Annotated in this window: 17 protein-coding genes and 1 tRNA gene; 14 read left to right on the top strand and 4 right to left on the bottom strand. The window is 70.2% G+C overall.

Going from position 1 to position 22300, the window contains the following annotated elements:
- Positions 1–66 precede the first annotated feature (66 nt).
- From hisI to AB0G04_RS23100, 3 genes are read left to right on the top strand one after another with little or no spacing between them, the layout of a single operon-like run.
- The gene (hisI, locus tag AB0G04_RS23090) at positions 67–432 is read left to right on the top strand and encodes a phosphoribosyl-AMP cyclohydrolase (protein ID WP_360986179.1); all 366 of its coding nucleotides are present in this window, start codon (positions 67–69) and stop codon (positions 430–432) included.
- Positions 429–1931, top strand: coding sequence for an anthranilate synthase component I (locus AB0G04_RS23095; protein WP_360986182.1), 1503 nt, complete (start codon positions 429–431; stop codon positions 1929–1931). Before hisI ends, AB0G04_RS23095 begins: the two co-directional genes overlap by 4 nt.
- Entirely contained in the window at positions 1928–2488 is a 561-nt protein-coding gene (locus tag AB0G04_RS23100; protein WP_360986185.1) for a Trp biosynthesis-associated membrane protein, read from the top strand. The genes AB0G04_RS23095 and AB0G04_RS23100 overlap by 4 nt, the downstream gene beginning before the upstream one ends.
- An 8-nt stretch (positions 2489–2496) precedes the next feature.
- On the opposite strand, the gene AB0G04_RS23105 is transcribed toward AB0G04_RS23100, so the two are convergent.
- Positions 2497–2760: a hypothetical protein gene (locus AB0G04_RS23105; protein WP_360986188.1), complete on the bottom strand. Its 264-nt coding sequence runs from the start codon at positions 2758–2760 to the stop codon at positions 2497–2499.
- A gap of 409 nt (positions 2761–3169) precedes the next feature.
- Here AB0G04_RS23105 and trpC point away from each other — a divergent pair, with 409 nt between their 5' ends.
- The 5 genes from trpC to AB0G04_RS23130 all read left to right on the top strand — a co-directional run bounded on the left by trpC (position 3170) and on the right by AB0G04_RS23130 (position 8391).
- Entirely contained in the window at positions 3170–3961 is a 792-nt protein-coding gene (trpC, locus tag AB0G04_RS23110) for an indole-3-glycerol phosphate synthase TrpC (protein WP_360986638.1), read from the top strand.
- Positions 3958–5199, top strand: coding sequence for a tryptophan synthase subunit beta (trpB, locus tag AB0G04_RS23115; protein ID WP_360986191.1), 1242 nt, complete (start codon positions 3958–3960; stop codon positions 5197–5199). Before trpC ends, trpB begins: the two co-directional genes overlap by 4 nt.
- Positions 5196–5996, top strand: coding sequence for a tryptophan synthase subunit alpha (gene trpA, locus AB0G04_RS23120; protein WP_360986194.1), 801 nt, complete (start codon positions 5196–5198; stop codon positions 5994–5996). The genes trpB and trpA overlap by 4 nt, the downstream gene beginning before the upstream one ends.
- A gap of 80 nt (positions 5997–6076) precedes the next feature.
- Positions 6077–7195 carry a prolipoprotein diacylglyceryl transferase gene (lgt, locus tag AB0G04_RS23125; protein WP_360986196.1) on the top strand — a complete coding sequence of 373 codons (1119 nt, stop codon included), beginning with the start codon at positions 6077–6079 and terminating at the stop codon, positions 7193–7195.
- An 8-nt stretch (positions 7196–7203) separates the two neighbouring features.
- Complete coding sequence (locus AB0G04_RS23130; RefSeq protein ID WP_360986199.1) at positions 7204–8391, top strand: NAD(P)/FAD-dependent oxidoreductase; 1188 nt, start codon at positions 7204–7206, stop codon at positions 8389–8391.
- A gap of 398 nt (positions 8392–8789) precedes the next feature.
- On the opposite strand, the gene AB0G04_RS23135 is transcribed toward AB0G04_RS23130, so the two are convergent.
- A complete protein-coding gene (locus AB0G04_RS23135) occupies positions 8790–9662 on the bottom strand; it encodes a GNAT family N-acetyltransferase (RefSeq protein ID WP_360986202.1) in 873 nt (290 codons plus the stop codon).
- A 173-nt stretch (positions 9663–9835) separates the two neighbouring features.
- Between AB0G04_RS23135 and gltB the strand changes: the two genes are divergently transcribed.
- The 4 genes from gltB (at position 9836) to AB0G04_RS23155 (ending at position 18751) form a co-directional block, all read left to right on the top strand.
- Entirely contained in the window at positions 9836–14407 is a 4572-nt protein-coding gene (gene gltB, locus AB0G04_RS23140) for a glutamate synthase large subunit (RefSeq protein WP_360986205.1), read from the top strand.
- Positions 14400–15872, top strand: coding sequence for a glutamate synthase subunit beta (locus tag AB0G04_RS23145; protein ID WP_360986208.1), 1473 nt, complete (start codon positions 14400–14402; stop codon positions 15870–15872). The genes gltB and AB0G04_RS23145 overlap by 8 nt, the downstream gene beginning before the upstream one ends.
- Before the next feature lie 512 nt (positions 15873–16384).
- Positions 16385–17821 (top strand): pyruvate kinase, encoded by a 1437-nt coding sequence (gene pyk, locus AB0G04_RS23150; protein ID WP_360986211.1) that lies wholly within the window; start codon positions 16385–16387, stop codon positions 17819–17821.
- A gap of 57 nt (positions 17822–17878) precedes the next feature.
- Positions 17879–18751: an acyl-CoA thioesterase II gene (locus tag AB0G04_RS23155; protein WP_360986214.1), complete on the top strand. Its 873-nt coding sequence runs from the start codon at positions 17879–17881 to the stop codon at positions 18749–18751.
- A gap of 48 nt (positions 18752–18799) precedes the next feature.
- Here the strand turns inward: AB0G04_RS23155 and AB0G04_RS23160 are convergent, their stop codons facing one another.
- Both AB0G04_RS23160 and AB0G04_RS23165 read right to left on the bottom strand, forming a co-directional pair.
- Positions 18800–19669, bottom strand: a complete 870-nt coding sequence (locus AB0G04_RS23160) for a DUF308 domain-containing protein (RefSeq protein ID WP_360986217.1) — start codon at positions 19667–19669, stop codon at positions 18800–18802.
- Between the two features lie 273 nt (positions 19670–19942).
- Positions 19943–20016: transfer RNA gene (locus AB0G04_RS23165), tRNA-Leu, on the bottom strand.
- A gap of 183 nt (positions 20017–20199) precedes the next feature.
- Here AB0G04_RS23165 and AB0G04_RS23170 point away from each other — a divergent pair.
- Both AB0G04_RS23170 and AB0G04_RS23175 read left to right on the top strand, forming a co-directional pair.
- Positions 20200–20811, top strand: coding sequence for a response regulator (locus AB0G04_RS23170; RefSeq protein ID WP_360986220.1), 612 nt, complete (start codon positions 20200–20202; stop codon positions 20809–20811).
- A gap of 196 nt (positions 20812–21007) precedes the next feature.
- The gene (locus AB0G04_RS23175; protein WP_360986223.1) at positions 21008–22297 is read left to right on the top strand and encodes a branched-chain amino acid ABC transporter permease; all 1290 of its coding nucleotides are present in this window, start codon (positions 21008–21010) and stop codon (positions 22295–22297) included.
- Positions 22298–22300: the final 3 nt, after the last annotated feature.

A 22300-nucleotide genomic window follows, 5' to 3' on the forward strand; every position in this document is an offset into this window, starting at 1 on the left:
TTACCGGATCGTGGGCCTTCTGCGGGTCGTTACGGACCCGCGAAGCGATGAGGGAGAATCGCGTCCGTGGCCGTACCCGATGTTGAGACCTCCCTGGACCCGGCGATCGCCGCCCGACTCAAGCGCACGCCCGACGGCCTCGTCGCGGCGATCGTGCAGGAGCACGGCACCGGCGACGTCCTGATGCTCGCCTGGATGGACGACGAGGCGCTGCGGCGCACGCTGACCACCGGCCGGGCCACCTACTGGTCCCGCAGCCGCGGGGAGTACTGGGTGAAGGGCGCGACCTCCGGCCACCACCAGTACGTCACACGGGTCTCGTTGGACTGTGACGGCGACGCGCTGCTGCTCACCGTCGTGCAGATCGGCGCGGCCTGCCACACCGGCACCCACACGTGCTTCACCGACGACCTGCCCGTGGAGGAGAAGTGACCAGCGGAGCCACGTTCCCGGACGAGGCCGGCTTTCTCGCGGCGGACCGGCGGGTCGTCCCGGTCACCCGCAAGCTGCTGGCCGACGGCGAGACCCCGGTCGGTGTCTACACCAAACTGGCCGGTGGACCGGGCACCTTCCTGCTCGAGTCCGCCGAACAGGGCCTGGCCTGGTCGCGCTACTCCTTCATCGGGGTGCGCAGCGCCGCGACGCTCGTCGAGCGGGACGGCGAGGCGGCGTGGCTCGGCACGCCGCCGTCCGGGGTGCCGCTCAGCGGTGACCCCGTGACGGCGCTGCGCGAGACGGTGGCCGCCCTGACCGGGACCCTGGACGAGACCCTCCCGCCGCTGACCGGAGGCATGGTCGGCTACCTCGGCTACGACCTGGTCCGCCGCTTCGAGCGGCTGCCGTCCACCGCCGCCGACGACCTGCGCCTGCCCGAGCTGGGCATGATGCTCGCCACCGACCTGGTGGTGCTCGACCACCACGAGGGTTCGGCGCTGCTGGTGGCCAACGCGGTGATGGACGAGGACGCCGGTGAGACGGCCCGGCGCGCCGCATACCACCAGGCGGTCGGCCGGCTCGACGCGATGACCACCGCGCTGTCGCGGCCCACCCCGCCGATGGTCTCCACGGTGGACCGCCGGCCCGCGGGCGAGCCGGTCAGCCGAACCCTTCCGGGTGAATATCAGAAGGCGGTCGAGGAGGCCAAGGAGGCGATCCGGGCCGGCGAGTGCTTCCAGATCGTGGTGGCGCAACGGTTCGAGCGACCCACCGACGCCGATCCGCTGGACGTCTACCGGGTGCTGCGGGCCACCAATCCGAGCCCGTACATGTATCTGCTCCGCTTCGACGACTTCGACATCGTCGGCTCGTCACCGGAGGCCCACCTCAAGGTCAGCGCCAACCGGACCGCACTGCTGCACCCGATCGCCGGCACCCGCTGGCGCGGCGCCACCCCGGAGCAGGACGCGGCGCTGGCCGCCGAGCTGCTCGCCGACCCGAAGGAACGCTCCGAGCACGTCATGCTCGTCGACCTGGGCCGCAACGACCTGGGCCGGGTCTGCGAGCCGGGCTCGGTGGAGGTGCCGGAATTCGCCCGGATCGAGCGGTACAGCCACGTCATGCACATCGTGTCGACCGTGGTCGGCCGGCTGCGTGACGACCGGACCGCGTTCGACGCGCTTGCCGCGACGTTCCCGGCCGGCACGCTCTCCGGCGCACCCAAGGTCCGCGCCATGGAGATCATCGAGAGCCTCGAACCGACCCGGCGCGGCCTCTACGGCGGCACGGTCGGCTACTTCGGTTTCGCCGGCGACATGGACATGGCGATCGCCATCCGGACGGCGCTGCTCAAGGACGGTGTCGCCTACGTGGGCGCGGGTGCCGGCATCGTGGCCGACTCCGACCCGGCAGCCGAGGAGCAGGAGACCCGCAACAAGGCCGCCGCCGTGCTCGCCGCGATCGCGTCCGCGGAGACCCTGCGCGCCGCCCGATGAGACGCGACCAGCGGACCGCTGTCGCGGCGTGCCTGGCCGGAGCGGGTCTAACCCTGTTCGCGGTGACCCGGGTGTGGGCGGTCAGGGTGGAGCAGCGGCCCGGTCTGTCGGATCTGCGGACCGAGCAGACCGGTGCGGACGTGCAGCCGTGGCTGATCGGCCTGGCGGTGGTCGCGCTGGCCGGGACGGGCGCGTTGCTGGCGACCCGCGGCGTGGCCCGGCGGGTGCTGGGGGTGCTGCTGGCCCTGACCGGCGCGGGCGTCGCGGCCGGGGCGGTACTGGCGCAGGCGGGCATCGATCCGGGCGCGGCCGGCCTCGCGGGGTCGGCCTGGCCGGCGGCGTGCGTCCTGGGCGGCGCGGCGGTGGCGGCGGGCGGCGTGCTGGCCGCGCGTCACGGTCATCTCTGGTCGGCGATGTCCTCGCGGTACGAACGCCGCCCGGCCGTGGATCCGCCGGGCGCGGGCCCATCGGGCGTGGCTTCGCCGGTAGAGCGACCGGCCGACAGTCGTGAGCTGTGGGACGCCCTGGACCGTGGGGACGACCCCACGGCCCGCTGAGCCACCTGTTACCGGGAGGCGCCGCTGAGCGCCCCGCTGCGGCGGGCTGGTTCGGCGGCGAGCATCGCAGCGACCGCGCGGGCCGTCTCCGCGCGGGCGGCGGCGCGGGCCCGGTCGGCCTGGATGGCGTCCCACGCGTTGTCCCGCGCGGTGCGCACGCTGTCCGGGCCGACGACGGCCCGCTGCACCCCGGTGGCGACCTCGACGGCCACCGAGACGAGGGCTCGGGAGACGGCGACGAAATTCATCGGCTGGGTTGATTCAGTGGCCATGGGGTCGACTCCGCATCATCGTCCGGCTGGCTGGCGGCGTGACGGTTTTCTCCGACGCCGGGACAAGTCTGCCCGAGTCACATGATGGTGGGGTCCTATTTCCGCACGGTGACACTCGTGTCAACGTGAAGTGGTATCGACCGAACGGGGGAAGGACCCCAGCACAACGGCGAGGTGGCCGGGCGCACGATGTGAGCGAGGAGACATCGGCGGCAGGCAGCCTGGCATTATGCCGCAGTCCATTCCGTGAGGCGCGCCATACCCCCAGGAGCCCGTCACCCCCCGTGACCTCCTAGCATCAGGCCGAAGACACCCGGAGAGGGGAGTCATTACGGTGACATCCGAGCAGGCGGAAGCGGGCGGTGGCGGACCCGCGCGCGCAGCGGCTTCGCAGAACGTTCTCGAGGAGATCCTCGCCGGCGTCCGGGAGGACGTAGCGGCACGTCAGGCACAGGTGCCGCTGGAGCGGGTACGTGAGCTCGCGGCGGCGGCCCCGCCCGCCATCGACGCTTACGCGGCACTGCGCAAGCCCGGGGTGGCGGTGATCGCCGAGGTGAAGCGGTCGTCCCCGTCCAAGGGTGCGCTCGCTGACATCCCCGACCCGGCCGAGCTGGCCGGTGAGTACGCGGCCGGTGGCGCACGCTGTATCAGCGTGCTGACCGAGGGCCGCTGGTTCGGCGGCTCGCTGGACGATCTCGCCGCGGTCCGTGCCGCCGTGAAGATCCCGGTGCTGCGCAAGGACTTCGTGGTCTCCAGCTATCAGGTGCACGAGGCGCGCGCACACGGCGCCGACCTGGTGCTGCTGATCGTGGCGGCACTCGAGCAGAACGTGCTGATGGGCCTCCTGGAGCGCATCGAGTCGCTGGGCATGACCGCCCTCGTCGAGGTGCACAACGAGGAGGAGGCGGACCGGGCGCTCGAGGCGAACGCGAAGGTGATCGGGGTGAACGCCCGCGACCTGCGCACCCTCGAGGTGGACCGGTCGGTCTTCGAGCGGATCGCCCCCGGCCTTCCGCAGAACGTCGTGAAGATCGCCGAGTCCGGCGTCCGAGGCCCGCACGACCTGATCCGGTACGCGTCGGCCGGTGCCGACGCCGTGCTGGTGGGCGAGGGCCTGGTGACCCAGAAGTCACCGCGTGACGCGGTGGCCGAACTGGTCAACGCCGGGAACCACCCGGCCACCCCGAGGCCGGTTCGATGAGCGCGCCGAGTTTGCCGGACCTGGCCGGGCACTTCGGCCGGTTCGGTGGCCGGTTCGTGCCCGAGGCCCTGATCAAGGCCCTCGACGAGCTGGACGCGGCGTACCGGTCGGCGAAGCAGGACCCGGAGTTCCAGGCCCGCTTCCAGGACCTGCTGCTGAACTACGCGGGCGTGCCGTCGCTGCTCTACCGGGCGAACCGGCTGTCCGAGGCACTCGGCGCGGAGATCTGGCTGAAGCGGGAGGACCTGAACCACACCGGCGCGCACAAGGTGCGCAACGTGCTGGGCCAGGCGCTGCTCGCCAAGCGGATGGGCAAGCCGCGGGTGATCGCCGAGACCGGCGCCGGTCAGCACGGCGTGGCCAGCGCGACCGCGGCCGCCCTGCTCGACCTGGAGTGCGTCGTCTACATGGGCGAGACCGACACCCAGCGGCAGGCGCTCAACGTGGCCCGGATGCGGATGCTCGGCGCGACCGTCATCCCGGTGACGAACGGTTCACGGACCCTCAAGGACGCCCTCAACGAGGCGTTGCGGGACTGGGTCTCCACCGTTGACACCACCCACTACCTGCTCGGTACGGCAGCCGGTCCGCACCCGTTCCCGGAGCTGGTGCGCGACTTCGTCGGCGGTATCGGCATCGAGGCCCGGGCCCAGTGCCTGGAGCAGCTCGGCCGGCTGCCGGACGCGGTCGCGGCGTGCGTGGGCGGCGGGTCGAACGCGATCGGCATCTTCCACGCCTTCGTTCCCGACGAGGGTGTCCGCCTGTACGGCTTCGAGGCCGGCGGCGACGGTGTGGAGACCGGCCGGCACGCGGCGTCGATCACCGGCGGCTCGGTGGGTGTGCTGCACGGCAACCGCACCTATCTGCTGCAGAACGAGGACGGGCAGACCATCGAGTCGCACTCGATCTCGGCGGGCCTGGACTATCCGGGCGTCGGCCCGGAGCACTCCTGGCTGCACGACACCGGCCGCGCGGTCTACGAGCCGGTCACCGACGCCGAGGCGATGACGGCCTTCCAGTTGCTGTGCCGTACCGAGGGGATCATCCCGGCGATCGAGAGCGCGCACGCTCTCGCCGGTGCCGCGAAGATCGCCCCGCGGCTGCGCGAGGAGCTGGGCCGGACGCCGACGATCGTGGTGAACCTGTCCGGGCGCGGCGACAAGGACGTGCACACGGCGGGTGCCTACTTCGGCATCCTCGACGAGGCCGAGACGATCGTCCCGGGGGAGAACACGTGAGCATCGCAGGGACGTTCGCGAAGGCCAAGGCGGAGAACCGGTCGGTGCTGGTCGGCTGCATGCCGGCCGGGTTCCCGACCGTCGACCACAGCATCGAGCAGATGATCGCGATGCACGAGGCCGGCTGCGACGTCATCGAGGTCGAGCTGCCGTACTCGGACCCGGTGATGGACGGCCCGGTGATCCAGAAGGCGAGCGACATCGCGCTCGCCAACGGTGTCCGGACCCGCGACACCCTGAAGATCATCGAGGCGGTCGCGTCGGCCGGGGCCACCGTCGTGCTGATGACCTACTGGAACCCGATCGAGAAGTACGGCGTCGACGCGTTCGCCCGTGACCTGGCCGCGGCCGGGGCCACCGGACTGATCACGCCGGACCTGATCCCGGACGAGGCCGGCGAGTGGATCGCCGCCTCCGACGCCCACAACATCGACCGGACGTTCCTGGTGGCGCCCAGCTCCACCGACGAGCGGCTCGCGATGACCCTGGAGCACTGCCGGGGTTTCGTCTACGCCACCGCCCTGATGGGGGTCACCGGTGCCCGTACGAGCGTCTCCTCGGAGGCCCCGGACCTGGTGTCCCGGATCCGCGCGGTCGATCCGTCGATCCCGATCGGTGTCGGCCTGGGCGTCGGCAACGGCGAGCAGGCCGCCGAGGTGGCGGCGTTCGCCGACGGTGTGATCGTCGGCAGCGCGCTGATCCGCTGCGTCCTGGAGGCTCCGGACCGGGCCACCGGCCTGGCGAACCTGCGTTCGCTCAGCGCCGAGCTGGCCGGCGGCATGCGCACACGGCGCTGAGACACGGCTGAGGGCATCGGCGAATTTGGCCGGTGCCCTGGGCATCACAGGGTGGCTTCCCAGCGGTAGCGTGTGCACCCGTGAACATCGCCGCCATCCCCAGCCCCACCGAGTCGGTCTGGCACGTGCTCGGGTTCCCGATCCGGGCCTACGCGCTCTGCATCATCGCCGGCATGGTCGCCGCGACGCTCCTTCTGGAGCAGCGGCTGCGTCATCGCGGGGTGGCGCCGTGGACCTCGCTCGACATCGTGGTGTGGGCGGTCCCGTTCGGCATCATCGGCGCCCGGCTCTACCACGTGATCTCGTCGCCGCAGGACTACTTCGGCGCCGGCGGCGAGCCGATCCGGGCGCTGTACATCTGGGAGGGCGGCCTCGGCATCTGGGGCGCGGTCGCCGGTGGCGCGGTCGGCGCACTGATCGCGGCCCGCCAGATCGGCCTGCCACTGAGCGTCATCGCCGACAGCCTGGCACCGGCGCTGCCGGTCGCGCAGGCGATCGGCCGGCTCGGCAACTGGTTCAACAACGAGCTGTACGGCAAGGTCACCACCCTGCCGTGGGGCCTCGAGGTGCACGAGATGGACTCGGCCAACCCCGGGCACGCCGTGATGATCGACGGTGAGCCGGTGACCCGGCCCGACCTCTACCACCCGGCTTTCGCGTACGAGCTGATCTGGAACCTCGGCGTCGCGGCGATGGTCTGGCTGCTGGACCGCAAGTTCAAGTTCGGTCGTGGCCGTGCGTTCGCCCTGTACGTGATGGGTTACACCGCGGGCCGCCTGTGGATCGAGATGCTGCGCGTTGACGAGGCGACCACCTTCTTCGGCATCCGGCTCAACGTCTTCACCTCGATCGTCATCTTCCTCGGTGCGGCGATCTACTTCGCCGTCGTCCGGGGCCCGCGTGGCTACGTCGTGCCGATCGACGCCCCCGACACCGCGTCGTCGGCACCGGCCGACGCCGACAGCGACGTCTCGCAGGTCGATGTGACCGCCGACGCGAAGGGCGACGCCCGCAAGGTGCCGGTCGCCTACCGGGTGGTGAGCGAGTCCCAGTTCCGCGAGTACCAGGAGACCGGGATCCTGCCGCCCGAGGACGTTCCGGACGACGAGGTGCCCGCCGACGACAAGCCGGCCGGGAAGAACGAGGGCGAGGCCGTCTCCGCCACGGTCGGCGACGCCGACGACAAAGACGAGAGCTGACCTCCCTTATGCGCACGGCCGTGGTGGTGGGCGCGGGGATGGCCGGCCTGGCCGCCGCGGGCGCGTTGTCCCGTTCCGGCTGGCGGGTCACCGTCCTGGAACGGGCCGAACGGGTCACCGCCCCACCGACCGCGGTGGTGCTGTGGCCCAACGGCCTGCGGGCCCTGCAGTCCCTCCACCCCGACGGCGGCTGGCTCGCGATCGCGTCGCCGCTTCCGGACGGCGGTGTCCGCCGGCCGGACGGGCAGTGGCTGGTCGCGCCCCGCGCCCGCGCCGGGGCCGGTCCGTCGCCGGCGGCCGCGCATCTGGAGGACGTCTACGACGCTCTGGTCGCCGGTCTCGGTGACGTCGAGATCCGTACCGGCTTCGACACGTCGGTGATCCGGACCGGGCCGGGCTCCCGGCCGGTCGTCGGCGACGGCCGGACGACGATCGAGGCGGACCTGCTCGTCGGCGCGGACGGCATCGACAGCCGGGTACGTGCCGCCGTCGCGCCCGAGTCGGTGGCCGTCGGCTCCGGCTTCGCCGCCTGGCAGGCCGTCATCCCCGGGTTCCGGGTGCCGCGACTCGACGGCGACCGCTGCGTCGGTGGCGAGACCCTCGGCGCCGGCTACCGTTTCGTGGCGATCCCGCTCGGTGATCACGCGGCCGGTCGCGGTGGCGTCTACTGGGTCGCCACCGCCGCGGGCGCTCCCCGCCCGGAGTCGGCCACCACCCAGCTGGCCCTGCTGCGCCGCTGGTTCTCCGGCTGGCACGAATCGGTCGGAGCGCTGCTCGCCGCGACCCGGCCCGAGGATCTGGTCCCGCAGGGCGTCCGCGAGCTCCGCCCGCTGCCGCGTTCCTACGGTTTCGCGGCCGGACCGGGCGGTGTGGTCCTGGTCGGTGACGCCGCGCACGCCATGCCGCACCATCTGGGTCAGGGGGCGTGCCTCGCCTTCGAGGACGTGGCGACGCTGCGCGGGCTGATGGCCGACGCCGAGCCGGGTGCCGCGCTGAACACCGCCGTCGAGACCTACAGCCGCCTGCGCCACCCGCGTACCACCACGGTGGTCCGGCAGAACCGGCGGATGTCGGCGGTGGTCCAGGCTCGCGGGCGGCTCGCGTTGCGCGCCCGTGACGCCGCCCTCAACCACATGCGCCCGCGGATGCTGGCCCGTTCTCTCGACCCGTCCTCGGATTGGGCGCCGCCGGAATAGCACTCCGGGAATGGGGGCAACCGGTTCACGTCCGGCAATGCGCCAATTCAATTCTTTCGGTACGCACGTGAGGCACACAACCGCTCCATTGATGTCCCGTCCGTGCGACGCGACGCCGGCGGGTGCTCCCGCCCTCCAGCGCCCGCGCCGGGCTCATGCGGCGGTAACCGGCTGGCCCCCACCGCTGTCTCAGCCGCACTGAGACAACGGTGGTGTCCAGCCGGGTTCGGGTGGATGGGAGATCTCACACTCCGGTTCACCCGTTCGAAACGATCATCGACCGTGGGTGCAGGGCGTGGTGAGGGAGTCGGGAGTCGTCGGTCGGTAATGGGCCGGGCGGCTGTTGGTGCTTACCACGTACCATCATGTGGGAACTGTGAGGGATTCGCGGTGGCTGCCTAGAGGGTGGCGGCGGCCGGTTCGGCGATGCAGGCCGTGCCCACCCGGCGGAAGCCGACGCGGGTGTAGAGCCGGGCCACGTCGTCGTCGCCGGCGGACAGGAACACCAGGTGGACACCGTCGGCAAGCAGCCGTCCGGCGAGCGTGGCGGTGAGCTGTGAGGCGTAACCGCGCCGGCGTGCCGACGGCAGCGTCGCCACCCCGACGATCTCAGCGACGTCACCGGACCGCTGGCTGGTCGCGGCGGCCACGATGCCGTCGACCGGCGACTCGGCCACCGCGGTCAGGTAGTCCCCGCTGTCGAACATGTCACGCGCCCGCTTCACCGCCTCGGCGCTCAGCGGCGCGGCGGCATCCCGTTCGGCCGGCCCGGCATCGTCGATGACCAGCGTGTTCTCGACCGCTTCGAGCGGAGCCTGGTAGGCCGGGGCGGCGAATCCGAGCCGGGCCACGGTGCGTGCGGCAAGCAGGTCCGCGGCGAACGACGGCTGTGCCGGGTCCAGCCATCGGACACGTGCGTCACGCAGCGGCAGGTCGGGGACGAGGGCGGCCGGGTCCAGTGCGAGCAGCGGGGCGAGCAGTACGTCCAGGCCGGCCGAGCGGGCGACCGCCAGCAGGTCGGGCGTGGTCTCGTGCACCCACTCGAAGCTCTCCGGAAGTCCCAGCTCACGCTGCCGGACACGGACCGCCGCGATGTCGGCGGCCGAAGGGGTGTGCGAACCCACGATCGGCCGGGCATAGTAGGGCCAGCCCTCTCCCTCGCGGATGAAGAGAACGAGTGACCCGATCTCCTCGGTCCGCGCCCAGGGGCGGGGCAGATCGTCGTAGAACCGCTCGAGTCGGTCGAAGAGGTCGGAATCCGCTGGCGCCATCGCGCGAGACTACCGGTCGGCACACCGGCTGTGCTATTCAGTTCCTCCGCGGACCGGTACGTGAACGGTGCGTGGTGTGATCAATCCGCATCTGGCGGAGGTCAGAGGCTCTTAACGTAGACTCAAGAGACTTTGCAGGGCCGACGTCGTCCCGACCTCAGAATGAAACACCAGTGACGACAGGAGGCCCGGTGGCATATCCGCACCCCCAGGGGCTTTATGACCCTCAGACGGAGCGAGACGCCTGTGGTGTCGCATTCATTGCCGACATTCACGGCCGTCGCTCCCACGATGTGGTTGCCAAGGGCCTGTCCGCGCTGATCCGGCTCGACCACCGGGGCGCCCGAGGCGCCGAGCAGAACACCGGTGACGGCGCCGGCATCATGATCGGAATCCCGGACGAGTACTACCGTGCCGTGGTCGGCTTCGAGCTGCCGCCCGCCGGTCAGTACGCGACCGGACTCGTGTTCCTCCCCACGGACCCCGACGATGCGGCCCGTGCCATCAAGGTCTTCGAGAAGTACGTGCTCGTCGAGGGCGGCGAGGTGCTCGGCTGGCGTGAGGTGCCGGTCGACCCGTCGGACCTGGGCGCAACCGCCGAGGACGCCCGGCCCGCGATCCGCCAGGTGTTCCTGGCCGCGCACCGGCTCGTCGGCGCGCCCGCCGGCCGGGCCGGTGAGGCGCTCAGCGGCATCGAGCTGGACCGGGTGGCGTTCTGCATCCGCAAGCAGGCCGAACGGGAGACCTCGCAGCGCGGCGTCGCGGCGTACTTCCCGTCGCTGTCCTCGCGGACCGTCACGTACAAAGGCATGCTGACCCCGGAGCAGCTCCCGGCGTTCTTCCCGGAGCTGTCCGACGAGCGGGTCTCGAGCGCCATCGCCCTGGTGCACTCCCGGTTCTCGACGAACACCTTCCCGTCGTGGCCGCTCGCCCACCCGTACCGGCTGATCGCCCACAACGGTGAGATCAACACGATCCGCGGCAACAAGAACTGGATGGCCGCGCGCGAGGCGCTGCTGTCCACGCCGAACCTGCCGGGCAACATCAAGCGGCTGTTCCCGATCAACTCGCCCGAGGCGTCCGACTCGGCCAGCTTCGACGAGGTCCTCGAGCTGCTGCACCTGGCCGGCCGCAGCCTGCCGCACGCGGTGCTCATGATGATCCCCGAGGCGTGGGAGAACGACCCGGGGATGGAGCCGGCCCGCCGCGCCTTCTACCGGTTCCACGCGAGCCTCATGGAGCCGTGGGACGGCCCGGCCGCCGTGGCATTCACCGACGGCACCGTCATCGGCGCCGTGCTGGACCGCAACGGCCTGCGCCCGGGCCGCTGGTGGCACACGAAGGACGGCCTGGTCGCGCTCGGTTCCGAGGCAGGCATCATCGACGCCGACCCGGCCGACGTGGTGGCCAAGGGCCGTCTGCAGCCGGGCAAGATGTTCCTGGTCGACACCGAGGCCGGCCGCATCGTCCACGACGGTGAGATCAAGGCCGAGCTGGCCGCCGCCGAGCCGTATGCGGACTGGCTGCACGCCGGTCTGATCGAGCTCAACGATTTGCCCGCGCGTGAGCACGTCATCTACACGCACGACTCGGTGACCCGCCGCCAGCAGGTGTTCGGCTACTCCGAGGAGGAGCTGAAGATCCTGGTCGCGCCGATGGCGCGGTCCGGAGCCGAGCCGCTCGGCTCGATGGGTACCGACACTCCCATCTCGCCGCTGTCCACCCGGCCGCGGCTGCTGTTCGACTACTTCCACCAGCTGTTCGCGCAGGTCACCAACCCGCCGCTGGACGCCATCCGGGAGGAGCTGGTCACCAGCCTCGCGGCGACGATCGGCCCGGAGGGCAACCTGCTCAAGCCGGGCCCGGCCAGCTGCCGGCAGATCGTCCTGCCGTACCCGGTGATCGACAACGACGAGCTCGCCAAGATCCTGTCCATCGACGAGGACGGCGACCTGCCCGGCTTCAAGGCGGTCCGGGTCTCCGGGCTGTACCCGTTGCGGGACGGCGCGGCCGGCATCAAGGCCCGGCTCACCCAGATCTGCCGGCACGTGTCGGAGGCGATCGAGGACGGCGTGCGCATCCTGGTGCTGTCCGACCGTGACTCCAACGCCGATCTGGCGCCGATCCCTTCGCTGCTGCTCACCGCGGCCGTGCACCAGCACCTGGTGCGCGAGCAGACCCGTACCCAGGTGGCTCTGGTCGTCGAGTCGGGTGACTGCCGCGAGGTGCACCACGCGGCGACGCTCATCGGTTTCGGCGCGGCCGCGGTCAACCCGTACCTGGCGTTCGAGAGCGCCGAGGACCTGATCGCCACCGGCGCGCTGGTGGGTGTGGAGCCGCGCAAGGCGGTCCGCAACTACATCAAGGCGCTCAGCAAGGGCGTCCTGAAGATCATGTCCAAGATGGGCATCTCGACCGTCTCGTCGTACTGCGGCGCCCAGGTGTTCGAGGCTGTCGGACTGGACAACAAGCTGCTCCAGCGCTATTTCGCGGGCACCTCCGGCCGGATCGGCGGGGTGGGTCTCGCGGAGATCCACGCCGAGGTCAAGGCGCGGCACGAGAAGGCGTACCCGGCGAACAAGGCCGAGCGGACCCACCGCCGGCTCGAGGTCGGCGGCGAGTACCAGTGGCGTCGCGAGGGTGAGCTGCACCTGTTCAACCCGGAGACCGTCTTCCTGCTGCAGCACGCCACTCGCAGCAAGCAGTACGACGTGTTCCGCCGCTACACCGAAAAGGTCAACGAGTTGTCCGCCGCGGCGGGCCACCTGCGGGGCCTGTTCCGCTTCGAGTCCGACCGGCCCGCCATCGACATCAGCGAGGTCGAGCCGGCAGCGGAGATCGTCAAGCGGTTCTCCACCGGCGCGATGAGCTACGGCTCCATCTCTGCCGAGTCACACGAGACACTGGCGATCGCGATGAACCGGCTCGGTGCCAAGTCGAACACCGGTGAGGGCGGCGAGGACGTCGAGCGGCTGTACGACCCGGAGCGCCGCTCCGCGATCAAGCAGATCGCGTCCGGCCGATTCGGCGTGACCAGCGAATACCTGGTCAACGCGGACGACCTGCAGATCAAGATGGCGCAGGGGGCGAAGCCCGGCGAGGGCGGTCAGCTGCCCGGCAACAAGGTGTGGCCGTGGATCGCCAAGACCCGGCACGCCACCCCGGGCGTCGGCCTCATCTCGCCGCCGCCGCACCACGACATCTACTCCATCGAGGACCTGGCCCAGCTGGTCCACGACCTCAAGATGGTCAACCCGCGGTCGCGGGTGCACGTCAAGCTGGTCAGTGAGATCGGCGTCGGCACGGTCGCGGCGGGTGTCGCCAAGCTCAAGGCCGACGTCATCCTGATCTCCGGCCACGACGGCGGCACCGGCGCGTCCCCGCTGAACTCGCTCAAGCACGCCGGCACCCCGTGGGAGCTGGGCCTGGCCGAGGCACAGCAGACGCTGCTGCTCAACCGGCTGCGCGACCGGGTCACCGTGCAGGTCGACGGGCAGCTCAAGACCGGCCGCGACGTCGTGGTGGCCGCGCTGCTCGGTGCCGAGGAGTTCGGTTTCGCGACCGCTCCGCTGATCGTCTCGGGCTGCATCATGATGCGGGTCTGCCACCTGGACACCTGCCCGGTCGGCATCGCCACGCAGAACCCGGTGCTACGTGAGCGTTTCACCGGGAAGCCGGAGTTCGTCGAGAACTTCTTCATGTTCCTCGCCGAGGAGGTCCGTGAGATCCTCGCCGAGCTGGGCTTCCGCACCATCGACGAGGCGATCGGCCACGCCGAGATCCTCAACGTGACCGAGGCCGTCGACCACTGGAAGGCCAAGGGTCTCGACCTGTCGCCGGTGCTCTACGTGCCCGAGCTGCCCGAGGGCGCGGCCCGTCGCGGTGTCGTGGCTCAGGACCACGGTCTGGAGAAGGCTCTGGACAACCGGCTCATCGAGCTGGCCCAGCCGGCCCTGACCGACGGCCTGCCGGTCCGTGCCGAGCTGAAGGCGACCAACGACCAGCGCAGTCTCGGTGCCATGCTGGGCGGTGAGGTGAGCCGGCGGTACGGCGGCAACGGCCTGCCCGACGACACCATCTCGTTCACTCTGCGCGGCACCGGCGGCAACTCGTTCGGCGCCTTCCTGCCTCGCGGTGTCACCCTGCGGCTCATCGGCGACAGCAACGACTACGTCGGCAAGGGCCTGTCCGGTGGCCGCCTCATCGTGCGCCCGGCCGAGGACGCGTCGTTCACGGCGGAGGACAACACCATCGCCGGAAACACCATCCTGTACGGCGCGACGGGTGGTGAGATCTTCCTGCGCGGCAAGGTCGGCGAGCGGTTCGCGGTCCGTAACTCGGGCGGCTCGGCCGTCGTCGAGGGCGTCGGCGACCACGGCTGCGAGTACATGACCGGTGGTGTCGTGGTGGTGCTCGGCCCGACCGGGCGCAACTTCGCGGCCGGTATGAGCGGCGGCAAGGCGTTCCTGCTGGACCTGGACCAGTCGCTGGTCAACCCGGAGCTGGTCGATCTGGGCCCGCTCACCGACGACGAGCGCGACCTGCTGCGTTCGCTCGTCGAGAAGCACCACGCGGAGACCGACTCGGGCGTCGCCGGCCGGCTGCTCAAGGACTGGAGTGCCGCGGTCGAGCGTTTCACCGCCGTGGTGCCGCGCGACTACAAGCGCGTCATGGAACTGATCAGGACCGCCGAAGCCGCCGGTCGCAACGTGGACGAGGCGGTCATGGGAGTCACCAGTGCCTGACCCTAACGGTTTCCTCCGCTACGAGCGGCAGCTCCCGAAGCGCCGGCCGGTGCCGGTGCGGATCCTGGACTTCAAGGAGGTCTACCCGCCCGCGGGCGAGGAGCTGATCCGCGACCAGGCGACCCGCTGCATGGACTGCGGCATCCCGTTCTGTCACGACGGCTGCCCGCTGGGCAACCGCATCCCGGACTGGAACGACCTGGTCCGGACTCAGCAGTGGGAGGCGGCGGCGGAATCGCTGCACGCCACCAACAACTTCCCGGAGTTCACCGGCCGGCTCTGCCCGGCGCCGTGTGAGGCGGCCTGCGTGCTCGGCATCGGCGACGACCCGGTGACGATCAAGCAGGTCGAGGTGGAGATCGCGAACCACGCGTTCGACCTGGGCTTCGTCCGGCCGCAGCCGGCTCCGTCGGCCTCCGGCAAGTCGGTCGCGATCGTCGGTTCCGGCCCGGCCGGCCTGGCCGCCGCGCAGCAGCTGGCGCGGGCCGGGCACGCGGTGACGGTCTACGAGCGCGACGACCGGATCGGCGGCCTGCTGCGGTACGGCATCCCCGACTTCAAGATCGAGAAGCACGTCATCGACGCGCGGCTCGCGCAGATGTCGGCCGAGGGCGTCGAGTTCCAGACGGGGGTCGAGGTCGGCGTCGACATCACCGCCGACGACCTGCGCGACCGGTACGACGCGGTGCTGCTCGCCGCCGGCGCGCTGGCCGGCCGGGACACACCGGAGACGCCGGGCCGTCACCTGAACGGCGTGCACCTGGCCATGGAGCACCTGGTCCCGGCCAACCGGATCGTCGCGGGGCTGCAGGACACCACCCCGATCGACGCCAAGGGCAAGCACGTCATCATCATCGGCGGCGGTGACACCGGCGCCGACTGCCTGGGTGTGGCCCACCGCCAGGGTGCCGCGTCGATCACTCAGCTCGACCAGTACCCGCTGCCGCCCGAGGCGCGTACCGGCGTCAAGGACCCGTGGCCGACCTGGCCGCTGATCCTGCGCAACTACGCCGCGCACGAGGAGGGTGGCGAGCGCGTCTTCGGCGTCGCCGTGCAGGAGTTCGTCGGCGACGACAACGGCAACCTGGTCGCGATCCGCATCGCCGACGTGTCGGTGCAGAGGGTCAACGGCGTGCGCACGGTCAGCATCACTCCCGGCAGCGAGCGCGAGTTGCCCGCCGATCTGGTTCTTCTCGCCATCGGATTCGAGGGTACGGAGGACCAGCCGCTGCTCGCCCAGTTCGGCCTGTCCCGCAACCGGCGCAACGTCCTGGACGCCGACCTGACGTGGCAGACCGCCGCCGAGGGCGTGTTCGTGGCCGGTGACATGCACAAGGGTGCGTCGCTGATCGTGTGGGCGATCGCCGAGGGGCGGGCCGCGGCCGCGGCCATCCACTCGTACCTGGGAGCGGCCGGGGAACTGCCGGCACCGGTCCGTTCGGACTCGCAGCCGCTGTCCGTCTGACCCATTTCCGCAAGCGGGCCCGTCACCTTCGAGGATTGTTCGCGACCTACCCGGACGTTCGTTTCCCGTGCGTCCGGGATGCGGTCTCCGCCGTCGCGAACAACACCCGATCCGGTGGCGGGCCGCTGCTTTTCGCCGGCCCGCGCCAAAACGGCCGTTAATCGGCGAACGGGGTATCAACGCAATGTCGGGTGTCGATCCGTCCGAATCGTGCGGTGCGGACGGGCGGCCCGGGGTGTGGCCGCATCGGGTGCTTCGATCGACGTCAGTGTATGGGTCAGGTGCTCTTTTTGCTGGCCGGGAGCTTGTCGTCCGTACCCGATCAAAGGGTTGGGGCATGTGCCGACGGGCGCCGTGAGGGGACCGCTAGGCTGGACCGGCGGTCGCTGAAGCCCGCGGACGACGCAGCGCATCCCCGCCGACGGCGCGGGTTGACCTCGCCGTCGACACCCGCAGTTCATGCCGAGGACCGGGGTCGGCCGCCGGGCCACCCCAGGAGAAGGACTAGCCTGATGGCCGTGACACGCCGCGCAAAAATCGTCTGCACGATGGGCCCCGCCACCAAGTCACCCGAGCGCATGCTCGGACTGGTGGAAGCGGGCATGAACGTGGCCCGGATGAACTTCAGCCACGACACCCGTGAGAACCACCGGGAGATGTACGAGCTGGTTCGCGCCGCCGCCGAGCAGGCCGATCGCCCGGTCGCCATCCTCGCCGACCTGCAGGGCCCGAAGATCCGCCTCGGCAAGTTCTCCGACGGCCCGCACCGCTGGGAGACCGGCGACCGGGTCGTCATCACCAGCGAGGAGATCGTCGGCACCAAGGAGCGCGTCTCCTGCACCTACAAGAAGCTCCCGCACGAGGTCAAGGTCGGTGACCGGCTGCTGATCGACGACGGCAAGGTCGCCATCGAGGTGACCGGTGTCGAGGGCGAGGACATCCACTGCCTGGTCACCGAGGGTGGCCCGGTCAGCAACAACAAGGGTGTCTCGCTGCCGAACGTCGCGGTCAGCGTCCCGGCCCTGAGTGACAAGGACGAGGAGGACCTGCGGTTCGCCCTCGGTCTCGGCGTCGACCTGATCGCGCTGTCGTTCGTCCGCGCGCCCGAGGACATCAACCTGGTCCACAAGATCATGGACGAGGAGGGTCGTCGCGTCCCGGTCATCGCCAAGGTGGAGAAGCCGGAGGCGGTCGAGCACCTCGAGGCGATCGTGCTGGCCTTCGACGGCGTCATGGTCGCCCGCGGTGACCTCGGTGTGGAGCTGCCGCTCGACCAGGTCCCGCTGGTGCAGAAGCGCGCCGTGCAGCTCTGCCGGGAGAACGCGAAGCCGGTCATCGTCGCCACCCAGATGCTCGACTCGATGATCGAGAACTCGCGGCCGACCCGCGCCGAGGCCTCCGACGTGGCCAACGCCGTGCTCGACGGCACCGACGCGGTGATGCTGTCCGGCGAGACCTCGGTCGGCAAGTACCCGGTCCTCACCGTCAGCACCATGGCCAAGATCGTCACGACGACCGAGGCCGGCGGCATGGGCGTGCCGCGCCTGCAGCACGACCCGCGCACCCACGGTGGCGCGCTGACCGTCGCCGCCTCCCAGATCGCCCGCAACATCGGTGCCAAGGCCCTGGTGGCGTTCTCGCAGACCGGCGACACCGTCAAGCGTCTGTCCCGGCTGCACTGCGACCTGCCGCTCTACGCGTTCACCCCGGTCGCCGAGGTGCGCAACACCCTGGCCCTGAGCTGGGGCGTGGAGACCTTCCTGACCGACTTCGTCGAGCACACCGACGACATGTTCCGGCAGGTCGACGCGAAGATGCTGGGTCTCGGCCTGGCCAAGCCCGGCGACTACGTCGTCGTCGTGGCTGGCTCCCCGCCGAACGCGCCCGGCTCCACCAACACCCTGCGGGTGCACCAGCTCGGGACGCTCGTCGACCCTGCGACGGTGTGACCGTACGCACCGGCCGGCAGCCCGCCGGACCGCGTCGCCGCGCCGTAAGGTGACAGCGTGACGTTGCAGGGACAGGCCGCCGTCGACCAGCTTCTCGAGCTTCTCGATCTGAAGCAGGTCGACGCGGCCACCTTCCAGGGCGAGAGCCCACAGACCGGGGCTCAGCGCGTGTTCGGCGGCCAGGTCGCCGGGCAGGCGCTGGTCGCCGCGGGCCGCACCGTCGACCCGGCACGTCTCGTGCACTCGCTGCACGGCTATTTCGTGCGCCCGGGTGATCCCACCGTGCCGATCACCTTCCACGTCGAGGAGATCCGGGACGGGCGATCCTTCTCGGTCCGCCGCTCGACGGCCAAGCAGCACGGCAAGACCATCTTCTTCATGTCGGCGTCGTTCCAGGTGCCCGAGGAAGGTCTGGATCACCACAGCCCGGCCCCGGTCGACGTGCCGGCTCCGGAGGACGTGCCCACGTTCCTCGACTGGGCCGACAAATATCCGGAGCGGATGGCCATGTTCAAGGGCTCACCGCGGTCGGTGGACGTGCGCTACGTGGGTGTGCCCGGCTGGGTGCCGCCCGGTGATCGCGACGCCGAGCCCCTGCAGCGGGTGTGGATGCGCCTGGACGGGCGGCTGCCCGACGATCCGCTGATCCACGCCTGCGCCCTGACGTACGCGTCGGACATGTCGTTGCTCGACTCCGTCCTCTCGACGCACGGTGAGGTGTGGGGGCCGGGCGGTGTCATCGGGGCCAGCCTCGACCACGCCCTCTGGTTCCACCGCCCGTTCCGGGCCGACGAGTGGTTCCTCTACGACAGTGCCAGTCCGTCCGCCAGCGGCTCCCGTGGCCTCGCCAACGGGCGGATGTTCACCCGTGACGGGCGGCACATCGCGAGCGCCGTCCAGGAGGGCCTGCTCCGCCGGATCGGCGGCTGAGGCTTCGCCGGATCGGCGGCTGAGGCCCCGCCGGGCAGGGACCCGGCCTCATCGGCCGGGGCGTTCGACCTCGCTCTCCACGGCCGCCGGGGTGTCCGGGACCGCGGGCATGTCCTTCGGCATCTCCAGCGCGGTGCCGGGGCGGGGGCCGGTGATCCCCGCCTGCGCGAGCATCGCGTCCAGGTCGGCCGTGGTGCGGACCACCTGCTCGTGGAAGCTTTCACCGGACGTGGCCGGCCCGGCCGCCGTGACCGTCGAGCCACCCGGGCGGGCCCGGTGCCGGGCCCGTGATCGCGTCGGTGCGCCTTCGTAGTCGGTGAGCCCGGCCGTGTAGCCGCTCACCCCGGCGGCCCGTTCCGGCGGCAGTTCGAGCACGTCCCGGCGTGGCCCGGCCACCTCCCGCAGCCGTAACGCGGTCACCAGGTCGGCGACGGCCCGCAGCACCCCGAGCGCGCCGAGCACCACGAGTACCAGGTCGGTCGCGCGAGCGAACGGGCTCGCCGAGAAGAATCCCAGCCCGGTCTGCAGCACGCCGATCGTGACGAGCAGGTTCCAGGTGCGGTCGGTGCCCCGCGTCATGATCCCCACGGCCACGTCCACCGCGCCGCGCACCATCAGGTACCAGCCGATCAACGCGGCCGGTGTTGTCAGGGTGGAGTCCTGATCGGTGAGCAGCAGGGCGCCGGTCACGCAGAAGAGGACCGCGAGGAAGGCGTTGATCCACCAGGTCCGGGTGCCGGCCAGGGCCCGGATCAGCTCACCGAGGGCGCCGAAGAGCACGATCGGGCCGGCCACCGCCGCGACGTTCGTCGGTTCCAGCCGTAGCACCGCCCAGCCGGTCGCCAGCCAGGCCGCTCCCGTGAACATCAGGAAGCCCCACATGCTGCCGCGTCTGACGGCCGACCCGGACCACAACATGGAGCCTCCCGACGATGCTGTCCCCTGCCATGACAGCATCCTGGGCAGGCCGGGGCCCGAGATTCGCTCAGATTGAGGGCCGCTTTACCGCTGTATTCCGGACCCGTAACGCGACGGTCATCGGCATGTGATTGATTGGCCGGCGAATGGGAGGGCCGGACGGGCCGCTGATTTAAATGTCCGCGGTCGCCGTGCACGCTCTCGCGTCGTATCGACAGACGTCAGAGAGGGGCGGCCGTGTTTCCGCATCTCGGCGCCGGCCGCGGTGTTTTGTGCCCCCGGTGGGATTCGAACCCACACTGTATGGTGTTTGAGACCATCTTCTCTGCCGGTTGGAATACAGGGGCGGTATCACCCGAAGGCTGTATGCCTCCGCGTGACGTGATTATGCCTCAGCATGATCCCGCCTCAGCACGGCGTGAGTTGGTCACGCCAGGATGAGACCCCGACAGCCTACCTACTAGGCTTAGGGCGGCGACACCCACATACCGGGGTGTCGCGACATCGACGTTCTGGGGGTAGGGGTTTCCGTGGCCGACACGCAGGGTGGTGCGGAGCGCAAGCGGGTGCTCATCGCCGAGGACGAGGCCCTGATCCGGCTGGACCTGGCCGAGATGCTCGTGGAGGAGGGCTACGACGTCGTCGGTGAGGCCGGCGACGGTGAGACCGCCGTCCGGCTGGCCGAGGATCTGAAGCCCGACCTGGTCATCCTGGACATCAAGATGCCGATCATGGATGGTCTGGCGGCTGCCGAGCGGATCGCCGGCGGCCGGATCGCGCCGGTCGTGATCCTGACCGCCTTCAGTCAGCGTGACCTGGTCGAACGTGCTCGTGCCGCGGGTGCCATGGCGTACCTGGTGAAGCCGTTCCAGAAGTCCGACCTGGTGCCGGCGATCGAGATCGCCCTCTCCCGTTACTCCGAGATCTCCGTACTCGAATCCGAGGTCGCGGGCCTGACCGAGCGTCTGGAGACGCGTAAGTCGGTGGAACGCGCCAAAGGCGAGCTGATGACGAGGTACTCGATGACCGAGCCGCAGGCCTTCAAGTGGATCCAGCGGGCGGCGATGGACAACCGGATGACGATGCGTGAGGTCGCGGACCGCATCCTCCAGGAGTCGACCGGGGGCGCGCCGACCGCTTAGTCCGTTTGGTCCTAGGGTCATGAGCCGGTGGTACGGGTCACGTGCCACCGGTTCTTTATTGGCCCTTGACGAAAGGTTGAGCCTCCGTAACGGCTTTGTTACGACCGGCTGCACGGCTCCTTGGCAAGCTATGATCCGCCAGTCCTTCCGCGATACGTCTAGCGGGGATTTCTGCTGCTAAACACAAGGAGCATCGTTGCGTAGAGCCGTGATCATCTTCACGGCCGTTCTCGGTTTCCTCTTCACTTCCCTCGGGTTCGGTGCCACGAGCGCCTTGGCCGAGGGTGAAGCGTTGCAGGGCACGTTGACCAATGCGAGCCAGCCAGTGGCAGGCGTTGTGATCAAGGTGTCGGACCAGGGCGGCACATCGGCCGGTGAGACGAAGTCCGGTGCGGACGGCAAGTGGGTGGTTCCGCTCAAGGCGGCCGGCACCTACAAGGTCGATCTCGACCCCGCGACGCTGCCGCAGGGCGTGGTAGTCACCACCGGGCGAACAAGTCTGACGTTGACGGTGTTCGAGGGCGCGGCACGTAACGTGCTGTTCCCGCTCGGTGCGTCTGCCGCATCGGGCCCGGGCGCGCCGGCACCCGAGGACGACAACTCACAGTTGAGCCGGGTTCTCGACCTGGTCTACACCGGTATCCATTTCGGTCTGATCATCGCGCTGGCCGCTCTCGGCCTCTCGCTGATCTTCGGCACCATGGGCCTGACCAACTTCGCCCACGGTGAGTTGATCACCTTCGGCGCCGTGGTCTGTCTGTTCCTCAACGTCAACAACGGTGTGCCGCTGGAGATCGCCGCAGTCGTGGCGGTCGTACTGGGTGGTGCGTTCGGTTACTTCCAGGACCGCATCTTCTGGGGCTGGCTGCGGAACCGCCGGACCGGCCTGATCGGCATGATGATCATCTCGATCGGCCTGGCGCTGGTGCTCCGCTACATCTACCTCTACATCTTCGGCGGTTCCACGCTGCAGTTCTCGCAGTACGTGGCCCAGCCCGGTATCGACCTCGGCCTGATCTCGGTCGCCCCCAAGAACCTGATCATGGACGGCATCGCGATCGTCGTCCTGGTCGTGGTCTCGCTCGCGCTGGTCATGACCCGGCTCGGCAAGGCAACGCGGGCGGTCTCGACCAACCCGGCTCTCGCTGCGGCGTCCGGTATCAACGTCGACTCGATCATCCGCCTGGTGTGGACCATCGGTGGGGCGCTGGCCGCGCTGAGTGGCGTGATGCTCGGCGTCTTCCAGGGTGTCGGCTACCAGATGGGCTTCCAGATGCTCCTGCTGGTCTTCGCCGCCGTCACCCTCGGCGGTCTCGGGACCGCGTTCGGTGCGCTGCTGGGCAGCCTCGTCGTCGGTCTCGCCACACAGCTGTCGACCCTGTGGATCCCGACCGAGCTCAAGAATGTCGGTGCCCTCGCGGTGCTGATCGTGATCATCCTCGTCCGGCCGCAGGGCATCCTGGGCCGCCGCGAGCGGATCGGCTGAGGG

Origin of the sequence: Actinoplanes sp. NPDC023801, from assembly GCF_040639655.1 — a bacterium.
Classification (GTDB): Bacteria; Actinomycetota; Actinomycetes; order Mycobacteriales; family Micromonosporaceae; genus Actinoplanes.

Bases quoted from the DNA above. Each gene is read 5' to 3' on its own strand.
- AB0G04_RS23130 (WP_360986199.1), top strand. From the start codon at position 7,204: ATGCGCACGGCCGTGGTGGTGGGCGCGGGGATGGCCGGCCTGGCCGCC.
- trpB (WP_360986191.1), top strand. From the start codon at position 3,958: ATGAGCGCGCCGAGTTTGCCGGACCTGGCCGGGCACTTCGGCCGGTTC.
- AB0G04_RS23135 (WP_360986202.1), bottom strand. From the start codon at position 9,662: ATGGCGCCAGCGGATTCCGACCTCTTCGACCGACTCGAGCGGTTCTAC.
- AB0G04_RS23105 (WP_360986188.1), bottom strand. From the start codon at position 2,760: ATGGCCACTGAATCAACCCAGCCGATGAATTTCGTCGCCGTCTCCCGA.
- AB0G04_RS23160 (WP_360986217.1), bottom strand. From the start codon at position 19,669: ATGTTGTGGTCCGGGTCGGCCGTCAGACGCGGCAGCATGTGGGGCTTC.
- pyk (WP_360986211.1), top strand. From the start codon at position 16,385: ATGGCCGTGACACGCCGCGCAAAAATCGTCTGCACGATGGGCCCCGCC.
- AB0G04_RS23100 (WP_360986185.1), top strand. From the start codon at position 1,928: ATGAGACGCGACCAGCGGACCGCTGTCGCGGCGTGCCTGGCCGGAGCG.